The organism is Alistipes shahii WAL 8301 (genome assembly GCF_025145845.1).
Classification (GTDB): Bacteria; Bacteroidota; Bacteroidia; order Bacteroidales; family Rikenellaceae; genus Alistipes; species Alistipes shahii.
This window is the reverse complement of the sequence record NZ_CP102253.1, coordinates 3,658,687-3,671,957: the sequence shown is the minus strand read 5'-3', so window position 1 is coordinate 3,671,957 and position 13,271 is coordinate 3,658,687. Positions and strand designations below refer to the sequence as shown.

Here is a 13,271-nt window from a genome sequence, read left to right as displayed (position 1 = left end):
GTTTTTATTTTTTATTAGTCTGTGTCGTTTTATATTGGTCGCTCTGTTTATACCAATATGTAGCTTCGCCCCGCCATTCGTTCCGATCTCTATATAAATACCCGGTTGCCAATATTGTCAAAATTGATAATACGGTTAGAAATACGATTGTTCTCAGAACGATAGGTGGTTGTTTGAGATAGCGTATCTGGGTTTTCATTTCCCATAATGTATTGTTGGCGAGCTTTTCGAATTTCGTCGTATCAACTTCGTTCTTGAATTCGGATAAAGACTTTTTGAAACTTAGAACTTCAGTAATTATTGTTCGATTCTCCTTGTCGATCACCTCCAGTCTCCCCGCTAACTGCGCCAGCAACGCGTTGTATCTGTCGGTAAATTCCTGCATCTGCTCGGTTTTTGCTCCGGACAAGGCCGTATTCCGTTGCAGTTGTTCGAGCTGCTGTGCGATCTGCCCTTGCGAGCGTTCCGCGGCCTCTATCAGCCGTTCGATCCGTTCCAGCTGCGTATTCTCCCAACCTGCGTTCCCTACGCCGCCTGCTTTGGCGTTTTTAATGGCTTTGACAAGTGTTTCCTTGAGGTCTTCGTACATCTCGATTGAGAGGTCGATCTTATTTTTGTCGTTCATGGCTTTCCGGTTTTAAGGTTATATTTTCATTTTGGCTCTTCTTTTCTGTTCTTCCATCCTGCGTCGGCGTTCCATTGCGGCTATGGCCATCGCTGCAGCAGCGGCATCGAGCAGTGCCGTGATTCGTGCTATATGCTCTTCGGGACTTTCTCCCGGCTTGCGCTGCAACTGCTCGGCCGACACCCCGCCGGGCGAACCGGCCGGCGGCAACGGAATCCCGCCTGCCTTTCCGAGGTTTACCGATGGCGGCTCTTCACGCGTACTGCTTCCTCCTCTGCCCATGTTGCCGAATAACCCGGCAAATGCCGAACGGTAATTGCCGACCGCCGCCGAGAGGTTCCCGAAGAGCGTGGCCCGGTGCTGGGTTTGTTGCTGCACGAGGGTAAAATGACGGTCGAGTTTCGTAAAGCTGAAAGCCCGGTCGATCTTCGATCCGGAGAACTCGAAACCGTTTTTCGAGAACAACACCCCTTGTTTGCGGTCGGTATTTCCGCAATACTTGTAACGGATGCCGATGCCTTGTTCCTTTAATTTGCCTTCCAGTTCGTTCCAACTTTTGCACTTGGGAAGACTGCCTTTGATAGCATCGTAGATTTCGTATTTAGTCTTGTCGGGTTCGCGCAGCCGCTCCCGCCGCACGTCGTCCTTTCCCGGCGCGAGATATAGCCCGTATTTCTCGGTCAGCTCCCGGCAGACCTTGGCGTTTCGAATCTTGATGTTCTTGTCCGAAATGGTTTGCCCGTTGTTTCCGACCCGGTTGTAGACCAGATGGCAGTGCGGATGGGGCTGGTCGAGATGGCGCACCAATAGATACTGCGTATCGGTGATGCCCATCTTCTGCATGTACTCCTTTGCGATCTGCGTCATCAGGGCGTCAGTCATCCGCGGAGCGTCCTTGGGTGAAAAAGACAGCGAGATATGCCCGACGGTGTTTTTCAGTCGCGGGTTCAATAAGGTCTGGTCTTTGAAGTCCTGCACCATGTCCTTCACTTCCGGAGGCATAATGCCTTCGGCTTCCAGTATCCGGGATTCCTCTTTCATCACATAACCCACCGTTCCCGAAAAAGACGATCCTGATATTACCTTACCGACCATCGCATATCTGTTTCAGGAGTTTTTCGATGGCCGTGACGATTGCCGCATGCCGGACTCTGACAGCCGCCAGACCTTTGGCATTGGCCAGCCGGGTCAGCTGGTTCAGATTCCGGGCGATGCCTTTGAGCTGGGCCATGAAATCCAGCTGTTCGCGTGTGATTCGCGCCCTTACCGTTCCTCGGTCGATCAGCTGGCGCAGGACTTCGGCAGGCGGTTGCCCTGCCTCGCGGCAGAGGGCCGAGAATCGGAGTTTCCGTTCGGGGCTGAGCCGCGTGCTGACGACGTATTTGCGGATGCGGCCGATACTGACTTTCGGGCGTCCGCCTTGTTTGCCGTATGTTTTTTTCGGTGTTTCCATGATAAGTGGTTTGTAAGCATTTTTTTCAGACCAGCGGGATTTTACGCCGACCAGCGGGGAAGGCGCAGTTTTCGTCTACGAAAACACAACCTTGCCTTCCTTAAATCTTTACCCCTTTCCGACACGGTGGTTCAATTTCCGCCGTTTCCGCTTTCAGGGCTTGCAGATTATTCCGAAGAGTCTGAACGGCCTTTGTTTCGGGGGCGTTCTTCTGTGTCGAAGGCTTTTGTGTTCGGTCTTTTATGCGGGCGGTCAGATAGTCATTTACGTCCTTGTGCCCGCTGTAAAAATGCCTTTGGTCGATTACCTCGCTGCGGGGGCAAAGACGGATCAGATCGGAGGTCGTTTTACGCCCGGCTTCGTCGTTGTCAAAGAAGGCGTGAATCACCGGATGCCGGGAGAGAAACGGGATGGCTTTGGGCAGGTTGACGACCGAGTTCAGAACCGCGGCGTCGATGCGCAGTCGTTCGGGGTGTTTCAGCGAGAGATAAGCGAGGAAATCCATAAATCCTTCGAAGGCGATTACCGTATCGGAACGGTTGTCGATGGTGGTGATATGTTTGGGCGAGGAGCCGCCTTTGAACCGTGCGGAGCGGAGCTCCCACCCTCCGGCATCGTTGCGGAAACCGACGGCGAAAAAGGCGCGGCCGTTTATCTCGTAACGGACCTCGCGGCAGAATGCCGCGGCGACCGGCGGGACGATGCCGCGCGAGGCGAGATAACCGACCAATGCCGGATGCCGGAGCGAAGCGTCGGAGAGGATGCGGAACGCGGGAAGGGTGGCCGGACGCAAGACCGGCAAGGGACCTCCGGCAGCTGGACGCTCGCCAACACCCGGTGAAAGAGAAACGGAACCGGCGTCCCTTTTTTCACCGTTTTGCAGCCGTCGGACCGCTTCGCGGCTGTCGCACCGCTCCAACCGCATTACGAGGGTGCGCAATGTGCCGCCTTCGCCCAGTCCGAAGTCGTACCAAAGATTTCGCACGTAGTCCACTTTGAAACTCGGCGTGCGTTCTTCCCGCAAAGGGGAAAGATACATACCGTAGCCGTTGCATTCGTACTTGGGCTGAATGCCCCGCCGTGCGAGGAATTGCCTGATGCCGATATTTTTCAGATCATTCATAATGTTTGTTTTTCGAAGTTTAGCGATATTGCCTTACTACCTACTACATTCGCGTAATCGTTTGATAAACAATTTGCTATGCGTAGTAATGAAGTGCATGGCAGCTTACTACCGTAGTAATTGACGTAGTAGCGTCGTAAGATGCAGTAAGGTGTGTTTTTACATCCTACTACACGCCTGCGTGTTCTTTTTCAATGTTTTGCAGCTGTGTGTAGTAGCGTAGTAACTACAATCCGTAAGAGACGAAAGGATTGGGTGTGATCTTCTCGATGACCCAGCCGTAGACGGGATTTCCGTTGACACGTTTCGAGCGTCGTTCGAACCCAGCCTTGCGCAAGGCTTCGCCCATACGTTTCTCGGAGAGGTTCAGCGACGAATAGCTGCGCAGATAGTCCAGAATCTCCACGGTGGTCATAAAGCAATCCGTGACGGCATGTTCCGGAGGTTTCTCGAACCCTTTCAGCAGCATTTCGTATTCGATGGTCTGGACATGGAATGCGGCGTTTCCCCGGTGCAGTTCTTCGATTTCGGCTTCGTCGAACCAGTAGCGGAATCCGTTATGCAGGAGTGTTCGGGCTTCGGCGTATACCTGATCCATATTGACCCATATCGCCCGGTCGATGTCGATGGATAACACCTCGAAGGGCAGGAAGCGCCGCGAGCCGGTCGGGTCGGTCAGAAAGTCGTTCCCGTTTACCGAGGGCATGAAGCTCGCTAAGTGGGGATACTCTTCGATGTAAACGTCGTAGGGCCGCCGGTATTTGACCGAAGGAGCCGTGATGAGGTTCTTAAGCTCGTTTTCATCCCGTTTGTTGAGCGCCTTCAGCTGGTCGTCGATGTTGATGAAGAGGTATTCGGCGACCAGCGTCAGCATGTCCTTGTTCTGCAGGTCGATCTTTCCCGTGAAAAGATAACTGGCGAGTGAGCGGGGACAGAGGTTGTCGAGCCATGTGGTCTTGAACTTTCCCTGCTCGCCGGTCAATACCAGGCAGACATGGTTCTGACATCCGAGGTCGTTCATCGCATTGGCGACCACGCCGACGAGCCATTTGGTCAGGTACTCCGACCAATGCCGGGCGTTGCGCACAGTGACGGTCGCGGTCAGTTCGTCGATGGCCTGCGTTCCCGTTACTAGCGGCAGTTTATGAAAATACGCCTGCACGGGATTCACACGCTCGGAAAAGTCGCTTTCGAGCATGCTGCGCAGGTTCTCCGCCGAGGTGGAGATGCCGATGGTGCGGTCGAGCTCCCGCCGAAAGGAGTTAAGCCGGTATTTGGTCACGGGGAGGAACTCGCCGTCGCTGCTGCGGAACTCCGCACGGCTTTTGACTGTGTTGTAGCGAAAGGCGTAATGCTCCCGCAGGAACTCCTCGATACGCTCGTTCCGGGACTGCTTGCCGGGGACTGCAACGCTGTCTGACACCTTATTTGCCATCGCGCTCGCCGAGAATCCGTTGAATGTCCGAGGTGCGGTAGCGAACCTTGTTACCGACCTTAACGGCTTTCAGATATCCTTTGCGGTTCCAATGCCAGAGCGTCGCGTCGCAAACATCGCATAGCTCTTTGACCTGCTCTTTGGTCAGGTAACGTTCCTTGCGGGCTTCGGCGACTTGTGCAGCCAGCTCTTCTTTGGCGCGGTCGATAAGGCTTTTGGAGAAAGCCAACAGATCCTCGCCGCTTACCTCCAGCCGGATGCTGCCCGGAGCATCCCGGAGGATGGATAATAAATCTTTCATACATTGCTTTCCGCCCGTTATGAGGCGCAACATTCCGGCGGAGGGAAAAGCAGCGCCGCCGCCCGGAAATCCGAGCGACGGCGCAAATATAATGTTATGATTGAGCGATATTTAAGCGTTTAATTCGCGGTGTGTTAAGGCGAATTTAACGAGCCTTATTGCGATAGAAAATCTTTTATTTCCCGGATGATGAGGGCCTCGCTGCCCCGACTGCTGACGGCCGATCCGATAAGCAGCGGTTCCGTCAGGCGGCTGTATGCTTCCTGTATGCCCCGCTCGTGGACGATGCGGATGTCAGAGCCGTATTCCGCTTGCAGGGCATCGCGGAACGGTTTGATGTTGGTTGGAACTACCAGATAGCGCAATTCATCGAGTGCGATCTTCAACCGTGCGATGTCGGTCTGGGTGTGTCTCTTCGTGATGTATTCGCCGATCTTTTGCCGCAACACGTCGGGATGCGTGACAGCCGGTGAAAACATGTCCACCAATGATTTGGTCGTACTCGGCCGGCCGGGTTTCCTCTTTTCACCCGCATCTTCGGCCGGAAGAGTGCCCGCAGCCCATTCCAGCACCCGGTCGCTTTCGGCCAGCCGCATCGCTTCGCGGTGGGCATCCCAGTCCTGCTTGGTGCGCAGTTCTAATTTGATGGAGCGGGAGATCAGCAGTCTGATCGTGGCGCTCATGGTCATCTTCTGCAAGAATCCCAGATCGGGCGAGCGCCGCAGCTCTTCGCAACGCTCTACCATCCGTTCGAAACTCTTGCCGAAGTAGAGCCAGCAAAGCATCGCCGGGAGCGTGGAATCCTTGCCGGGCTGTTCGCACTCCCGGATGATCTTGCCGGCAAGGTCGTGTTGTCGGGCCGCCTGTTCGATCTCATCGACATGCTCGAACAGTCCTTCATTGGCTTTGTCGGACATTAGGCGCCGGTACCGGGGGATAAGGGACATGGCTTGGAATATGACCGACTGGCACCCTGCATAGTCACGGGCGTTCATCGCCTCTTCGAATGCGGCGTATTCGTCGGGGTGGGTGTTCATCCATTCCCGCAACTTCGCTTTGAAAGCCTCGTATTCCTGCTGGCCCATAGTATTGTACTACTTTTTTAAGACAACCCATCTGCCGCCTTTTGTCGGCCCTTCATGACTGATAATCCCCTCTTTGTTCATTTGCAGTAGATAATGCTTAATGCTATTCGAGGTACGTCCTAATAACGCTTCCAATTCCCTGCCGGAGATTGCCGGATTCTTTTGGATTTCGTAGATGATCCTTTCCCGAATATTTTGGGGTGTTTCTTGTGGGTTTCTTGTGGGTTTCTTGTGGGTTTCTTGTGGGTTTCTCTCAGCACCGAAGCCTGCATCGTAATATCGTTTCGATGCTTTTTCAATTACCCGAAATGCCGTGACAAATGAAAAGTCGAATTCGGCTTTTTCATTGCCGTTTTCCGTCAGCTCTTTTTGAACCCTATAAACACCTCGGCTGAAACGATTGACATAACCGAGAATTTTCATCGCTTCGGCAATGAACGGATTGCGGTAATCGCTTACATTCGGAAAATTCTCCGGACTGACTTTTCCATATAAACCGCCGGGATTTTGTATTTCAATACGATCATCGTATTCATAGAATTGTATCGGGGCATTCGTTTCATAATCCCGGTGCATGATCGCATTCATCAGAAGTTCCCGCGTTGCCCAGTATGGGTAATTCGCAACGGTTTCTTCCCGGAGAACACTAATCGGAATCGGGCGTTTTTGCGACACACTCGTTTCGACGAATGCGTCTATTTTAATGAGGTCATGGCAAAGGTTATTCCCGAACTTGTGTTCATTGATGATTTCCCCTGCACGATCCACACCTTTGAAACGGACATATTGGACATAAGCTCCCGGAAAATAGCGCCCCGGATTTCCCCCGAACAGAATAATGCATCCGTTCGTCGGACAGTTATATCGCAAGTCGAAAAATCCGAGTGATGCCAACTGTTCTTCAAGAGGGCGCTTATCGTCTGCAAGAATTTCACTGGCTACGGCTTTTGGTAAAAATTCTGACCGAACAAGGTTTATATCAATGTCGGCAAACGTCGTTCCGATACACGGCATGGCATCGAACGTTCGAATATTAGAGATTCTTCGCTCCATCAATATTTTTTCTTCGGCTTCCGATGCGATGCTTTTGCGCGGACCTATCCGTACCCAAATACGTCCCCGGTATCTGACCGGAGGAAATTCGGACGGTTTGACCTCGACCACGAGTAAATCGCCACCTTCCAAAACAAAGCGCTCGACAGTCATTACCGGTTGCGGGAGAATATTGCCGTCGGTGCGGATATTGGTCATTTTGAGTAGTAGACCATCATCGACACGCAGGCCGGATAACTTCCCGTTGTCTTCGGCTCCTATAATCAGATAGCCGCTTTTGTCATCGCCGGGTAAATCATTGGAAAAAGCACAAATCGCCTGGCAAAATTTGTCCATATTGGTTGTCGAGGTCGTTATCTCGATGTTGTAGCTTTCCGGATTGCCAAGTATTTGTACCAGTTGTTTCTGTGTTAACATAATGCGGCTCTCAATTTGTTAGGACAAAAATATGGATTCTTTTCAGTAAATTCTAAAAAGCAATATATTATTTCAGCAAATCGACCAACTGTTGCTTCATTTCATCGTCGATGGTGCGATAACGCGCGAAAGCCTTGCTGCCTTCCTTATGTCCGCTCAAAGCTCCGACCAAATTGGGGTCTTTGACCTGCTTATACAGATTTCCGACGAATGTCCGGCGGGCCAGATGCGACGAGGCGATCTCGTAAAGTACCCTCTTTTCTTCTTCGCGGGTGGTGGGGTTTATGACCGTAACCAGCCGTTTCAATCCGGCGGCTTTGAAAATCCGCTTGATCGCCAGATTGTATTTCTGCTCGGAGATGAAGGGCAGCAGCTTGTCGCCATCCAGACTTTTGTAACGGGCTGCGATCTCTTTGGCAGTCTGATTCAGCGGAACCCGCACGGTCAGCGGTCGCCCTTCCTTGGTCTTGCGCGGTATGTACTCGATGGCTCCGTCGATCAGATTCGATTTCGTCATTTTCAGCAGATCACCCACCCGGCAGCCGATCAGGCATTGAAAAACGAAGATGTCGCGCTGAACGGCCAGTTGCGGATGCCGTATCAGGTTCGTGCCGTAAATCTTGTGCAACTCTTCGATCGTGATATAATAAGGCGTTCCGTATGTGCATTCCTCCAACGGGAAATCGTCGAACGGTCGGTTACGGGTCTTTTTGTTGTTGTTGCACCAGTAGAAGAAAGTTCGGATGCGCGAGAAACAATCCAATAACGTATTCTTTCCTCTGGGTTGCGGCGTGCGTGCTTCGGGTATAGCTTCGTAGATTTCCGGGTAAAGAGCGCAGTAGCGGTATTCATTTTCCAAAAATTCCCAAATATCCCGCAAGGTGTCGGCCGTTACTTGATCGATGTCCAATACGAATGCTTTTTGCCCCCTCTTGGTTGTCCGGATATAAAGTTCATACCGCTGTAATCCTCGTTTGATGACCCGGTAATTCTTTTTGCGGACATCGGAAAGACGGTGCTTTTCGAGGAACTCGTCGAACAATGCGATCAACGTCGGCTTGGCGGTTTCTTCCGTGGCTGTTTCGACATTGTACTTTTGCGGATTGTAATATTGTTCCAATGCCTCTTTTAGCCACTCTTTCTGCGGTTCTGTCGTCTGTCGGGACTGATAGGCTTTTTCGAGGTAGGACTTGAGTTTGCGGGCTTCATCGTTGTAATAGGAACGCATTTCGTCGTTGCAAACGATTTTGCTTTTGACCTGTTCGGCCTTGTTATCCCAAAGATTGGGGTTGATGGTGAGCCGGGTCGGTGCGACCATATCTACCTGCCTGCCATCCCGCAGACGCGCGTAAATGGTCGCCTTTGATTCTGTATCATAGCGTTTTACGCTCTTTTTGATGATAAGAGTTATTTTCATAGTATCCAGATTCCGGATTGACAGAGCAAAAATACGAAAAATTCCCCACATTTTCCCCACATCTGCTAAAATATGTTCAATTGGAATTTATCAGGTAAAATGATTGAATATTTATATATTATTGATAATAAATAAAATAAATGCAAAGTCATCTATTTTGACTTCTATTTAGGTTTAATAGAATTTAGTATATTCAAATGCGGCTCCGGGTACGGAAAATCCCTATTAATCAGCTGATTAATAGGGATTTTGCTTTTGTTGGGGTGTAAATAAGGTGTAAAAAATGACAAAATATTTATTTCGATGTGTTGTGAGTATTTTTAAGAGATTCTTCGTGACGAGAGATAAGAGATATTAATTGTTGTTTATATTCATCTATTGTAATTTCAGATGCTCCTTTGATTACATCTAATAAATCAATATTCGCCCAAATAACGCAATCCATAAGTTGTGGCTGTGGGGATGTCCATTCAATATTGATTGAAAATTTATCATTTTCTTTCAAAAATAGATTATATTTAAGAATATCTTGCCATTTACCATGAATAGAGTGACTCGACATACCTATCAGTCCATTGTAAAATGTATCTTTATCATTAACAACAATTTTAACTCGCTCTTTAATGCTTTTCCACTGATAATTGCGGCTAACCTTTTTATCTTGATAACCTGATATTGAGAAAGCCTTGTTAATTGAATCTATCATCCTTTTTTCAATATCCAGAATATTTCCATCTCTATTGGTTATATTTGTTTTTATTGTTTCTGAGAATTTTACTTCGTTGGATAACGAATCCTTTATGTAAGCTTCTTTGACGGTGTTGTCCGTTGATATGAAATATTTAATATTGACATATGTTTCAATATAGCATCTTAATAAGATCATTAATATTTCACCTTTGCATTCGCATACATGTTGCAATATTGAAACATTTAGTTTAATTAATCGGGCAAAATTCCCTGCAATAACAGCGTCATTTTTTGAGAGTAATTGAGGTGCATCATTTGCATCAAAATAATGATATTCCACATATCTATATAGTTTTTCTATGATTTTTTTATGCAATTCGACGTATTCTGACATTAGTGTTGTATCCATTGATAAACTTTATTAAAAGTTACCCGTTGGTTGAATTAAAATAAAGCATCTTTAACAAGACCAATTTTACAATGGTTACAGAAGTTGATGTATTGCAGCACGGTCATAGCAGCGATTTTTGCGGCAGTACGTGTAAACAGTCCGCCTGTCTGCTTTGCATAATTGCGTACCATCATGAATTGGTCGTTAAGTTGAGAGAAAACGGTTTCGATTCGCTTCCTGAAACGCCTGTAAGCCCACGAAGGATTTCTCCAATTCTTTTGGTTCAAGCGATACGGGACTTCAAGCTTGATATGAGCCGTTTCGAAAAGGTCTTGTTGCACCTCAGCACTTAAATACCCCTTATCTCCAAGCATAAGACAGTCGTGATAATCCCACTTTGCATCATCCAGATAATGTATATCATGAACATTTGCAGCCGTTATATCATAAGAGTGAATAACACCACTTATTCCACAGATAGCGTGGAGCTTATACCCATAGTAATACATTTGTTGGGAGGCGCAAAAGCCTTTGGAAGGTGCGCTTTGCGGATTATCATTTCCCATAACGCAACGCTTGGCTCGTGCCAGCTGGCATACTTTGACAGGCTTGGAGTCTATCACAAAGACATTTTCCCCACCGTCTATGCTCTTGGCAATATCCCTGCGGATGTCTTCTGCAAGACAAGCCGTGAGTTTGCGACGGACGTTGAACTGTCTTCTGGATATAAGGTTAGGGATATGTTCGGGAGATTCAGCCAATCTCTTAAAGAGGTTGTTCTCGCTGTCATAACCGAATGCTTCGGCTGTAAGAGAAAGAGCTATAACTTCCAAATCAGAAAAGGTGGGAATAACTCCACGGCGAGATACATTGCCATGTTCATTTACACGATTTCCTGCAAATTTCTTGCAGATGTCGTTGATTTTTGTGAATTTTTCGATGAAGTTGTGCATACGACGGTTTGAACTCAATAGTTTGGATGCTATTAAGTTACTAAAAACCAGAAATATGCACAACCTTTCATTTGTCATTTTACTAACTTTTTAATTCAACCAACGGGTTAAAAGTTATATAGTAATTGCAAAATTACATCGAATTTTTCTTATCTTTGTTCCTGCGAATCATATATTTCTACAACTTTTACTGTCGGTGCTCAATAAAGCAACCGCATTAGAAAAGGTATGCGTAGAGTCGTTGGGGTTTAGCGACCCGCGAACGGCACTTTATTGAGCCTGTAAAAGGGGGATATATGGTTCGCAGCTGCGCATCCTTTTTTTATTTATGCGAACCATGTATCCCGTCCGCGTTCCGACGCAGACACGCCGTAAGGCCAGCCGCAGGCGGTTCCCGCCGTGCAATCTCTTTATTCGTTTCCATTTCCACCCGCCCGATTAGCAAATAATTGCTAACCAAATTGTTATTCTCTTTATTGCCGAAATGCTGCGATGAGGACAGCCCTTACTATGTCAAATTTCTAACAATCAATCAAATGGAAACGAATCAAAATCCCGTGCAGGAAAATCCTGCACAACGCTTAGCCCTCGAACTCGAACAGCCCGCCGAACGACTTTACGATCCTGCCGAGGCCGCCCGGATCGTCCAATGCCTGACAGACGGCTATTTCGATCCCGAATATATCCTATTGTTCGGTAAATTGGTCGGCGGCACGCCGCACAGCGACGCAATGGCTTATGACCTGCTGATGGTCGTTCGTGAAACCCCGGAATACGATTGGATTCAGACCAAACGCATCCTGCGTTACAAAGTGCCCTATAGCTGCCGGAAGATTACCTACATCAATCTTTACATCATGACGTTGAGCTATGTCGAATCGAACTCAACGCCGTTCCTCTTCTTTGCCCATGCCGAAGGCGAGTTGCTGTATTGTAGCGACAGTTACCATTTTCAGCGTCCGAAGCACCCGATCGACTTCGCCAAGGCGTATGCCGACGCTAAATTCCATTTCGACACGTTCCGAACGCAGGGCAATGAACTGCTTGAACAGGCGCAGGACGCTTTCAGCGAGAGCCGTAATATGCGTCTGGCCGCGCAGTTCTCGGCGCAGGCAATGGTCTATTTCTATCACACGCTTTACTACGTCTATCACGGTCTGGAGTTCGACAGCCACGATCCAGTCATCATGCACGACCGGATGCGGACGCTTTCCACGAAGTTGATGCTTGCTTTCGACGACACCCATATCGAAAACATCTTCACGCTGCCGCGTCTGAAGAGTTTTCTGATGAAGGCTCCCTATGGCATTCGGTTCGACATCGCACCGCAAAAGTTGGAGATACATATGGAGCGCGTCCGCAAAGCGGGCGGGATTATCGAAAACCTGTGCGGCCTGCGGCTGGAGCTATATAAAGAATTGAGCGAACGGCAATAAACGGCCAATCATCCGAACGAAAAGGGGACTTGCAGGATCATTGACGATCCCGCAAGCCCCTTTTCTGTCATCCTACTTTTTCTTGGCCTTTGTTTTCTGCGTTTTCTCTTTTTCGGCCTTTGTCCGCTCTTGGTTTACGACTGCCGCGCCGCGTTTCTTGATCTCTTTTTCATACTGCCTGACCTCTCTTTTCACCACGTCGATGTTCTTATCCTCGCCTTGTTCGAACACCCGGTCGAGGTCGGTAATGAGTTGCATTTCTCCGTGCCAGACAGCCTGCATATATCGGTATTTCCAATCATTCTTGCGGTATTGCCGATTGTTCACGGCCTGCCAAATATTTCCCACAACGGATAGCCCGGCAGTCAGAGCCAGTCATACACACGCCCGAACTAACCGTTTGTTGATGTCGTAATTGTAGGGAATCCGATGCAGCAAATGATCTAACGTACTGTTTATACGTGACCAATGACCGTCTAATATCTCTTTGTATTTCTCCACCTCGCGGCTTACGAACAGCTGTACTGCCTTTTTGATCTTCTCGTCGCTTAATGCACCCTTTACCTCGGCATTTATCCGCTTCATCGCTTCGGCGAGTATCTCCGTGCTGACGTTGATCTTTCCGAAAGCCCTGTTTACGTCCGTCATGTCGGGCGGCTGTACCTCGACCACGGGTTTAATGTCGATCTGCCCGATGCGGTTGATAAAATTGGTGATCTGCTCCGCCGAAAGATTCTGCACTCGGGCTATCTCGTCGATCCGCTGCATCAGGGCTGTATTGTCGCCGCCGCTCTGTAGCTTTGCAATCTCGGCCTTGAAAGCCTTGATAAATTCTTCCTTGAAATCTTCGTATTGGTCGCAATCCAATGCGACGGTTTTTTCCTCTGCCATA

Annotated in this window: 14 protein-coding genes; 1 reads left to right on the top strand and 13 read right to left on the bottom strand. The window is 48.9% G+C overall.

The annotated features are described in order from the left end of the window. Positions 1–4 precede the first annotated feature (4 nt). From NQ492_RS15570 to NQ492_RS15520, 11 genes are all read right to left on the bottom strand, one after another. Positions 5–625, bottom strand: a complete 621-nt coding sequence (locus NQ492_RS15570) for a hypothetical protein (RefSeq protein WP_009597487.1) — start codon at positions 623–625, stop codon at positions 5–7. Positions 626–643: 18 nt separating this feature from the next. Continuing rightward, positions 644–1,720, bottom strand: a complete 1,077-nt coding sequence (locus NQ492_RS15565; protein WP_044053993.1) for a relaxase/mobilization nuclease domain-containing protein — start codon at positions 1,718–1,720, stop codon at positions 644–646. Next, a complete protein-coding gene (locus tag NQ492_RS15560) occupies positions 1,710–2,078 on the bottom strand; it encodes a MobC family plasmid mobilization relaxosome protein (RefSeq protein ID WP_015546164.1) in 369 nt (122 codons plus the stop codon). The genes NQ492_RS15565 and NQ492_RS15560 overlap by 11 nt, the downstream gene beginning before the upstream one ends. A 100-nt stretch (positions 2,079–2,178) precedes the next feature. Then, positions 2,179–3,201 (bottom strand): toprim domain-containing protein, encoded by a 1,023-nt coding sequence (locus NQ492_RS15555; RefSeq protein WP_044053992.1) that lies wholly within the window; start codon positions 3,199–3,201, stop codon positions 2,179–2,181. 226 nt (positions 3,202–3,427) lie between these two features. Continuing rightward, positions 3,428–4,636: a virulence-associated E family protein gene (locus NQ492_RS15550; RefSeq protein WP_259873372.1), complete on the bottom strand. Its 1,209-nt coding sequence runs from the start codon at positions 4,634–4,636 to the stop codon at positions 3,428–3,430. Beyond that, positions 4,626–4,937 (bottom strand): helix-turn-helix transcriptional regulator, encoded by a 312-nt coding sequence (locus tag NQ492_RS15545; RefSeq protein WP_147620010.1) that lies wholly within the window; start codon positions 4,935–4,937, stop codon positions 4,626–4,628. Before NQ492_RS15545 ends, NQ492_RS15550 begins: the two co-directional genes overlap by 11 nt. Positions 4,938–5,092: 155 nt before the next feature. Further along, the gene (locus NQ492_RS15540; RefSeq protein ID WP_015546162.1) at positions 5,093–6,022 is read right to left on the bottom strand and encodes a DUF6043 family protein; all 930 of its coding nucleotides are present in this window, start codon (positions 6,020–6,022) and stop codon (positions 5,093–5,095) included. Positions 6,023–6,031: 9 nt separating this feature from the next. Then, positions 6,032–7,492, bottom strand: a complete 1,461-nt coding sequence (locus NQ492_RS15535) for an ATP-binding protein (protein WP_015546161.1) — start codon at positions 7,490–7,492, stop codon at positions 6,032–6,034. A gap of 67 nt (positions 7,493–7,559) precedes the next feature. Next, the gene (locus tag NQ492_RS15530; protein ID WP_044053991.1) at positions 7,560–8,909 is read right to left on the bottom strand and encodes a site-specific integrase; all 1,350 of its coding nucleotides are present in this window, start codon (positions 8,907–8,909) and stop codon (positions 7,560–7,562) included. Between the two features lie 295 nt (positions 8,910–9,204). Further along, a complete protein-coding gene (locus NQ492_RS15525) occupies positions 9,205–10,008 on the bottom strand; it encodes a DUF5677 domain-containing protein (RefSeq protein WP_157359446.1) in 804 nt (267 codons plus the stop codon). Between the two features lie 35 nt (positions 10,009–10,043). Beyond that, positions 10,044–11,021, bottom strand: a complete 978-nt coding sequence (locus NQ492_RS15520; protein ID WP_044053989.1) for an IS982 family transposase — start codon at positions 11,019–11,021, stop codon at positions 10,044–10,046. Between the two features lie 458 nt (positions 11,022–11,479). Between NQ492_RS15520 and NQ492_RS15515 the strand changes: the two genes are divergently transcribed. Further along, positions 11,480–12,379, top strand: coding sequence for a hypothetical protein (locus NQ492_RS15515; RefSeq protein WP_015546156.1), 900 nt, complete (start codon positions 11,480–11,482; stop codon positions 12,377–12,379). A 72-nt stretch (positions 12,380–12,451) separates the two neighbouring features. Here the strand turns inward: NQ492_RS15515 and NQ492_RS15510 are convergent, their stop codons facing one another. Both NQ492_RS15510 and NQ492_RS15505 read right to left on the bottom strand, forming a co-directional pair. Continuing rightward, positions 12,452–12,661 carry a hypothetical protein gene (locus tag NQ492_RS15510; protein WP_015546155.1) on the bottom strand — a complete coding sequence of 70 codons (210 nt, stop codon included), beginning with the start codon at positions 12,659–12,661 and terminating at the stop codon, positions 12,452–12,454. A 93-nt stretch (positions 12,662–12,754) separates the two neighbouring features. Continuing rightward, entirely contained in the window at positions 12,755–13,270 is a 516-nt protein-coding gene (locus NQ492_RS15505; protein WP_015546154.1) for a hypothetical protein, read from the bottom strand. Position 13,271 lies beyond the last annotated feature (1 nt).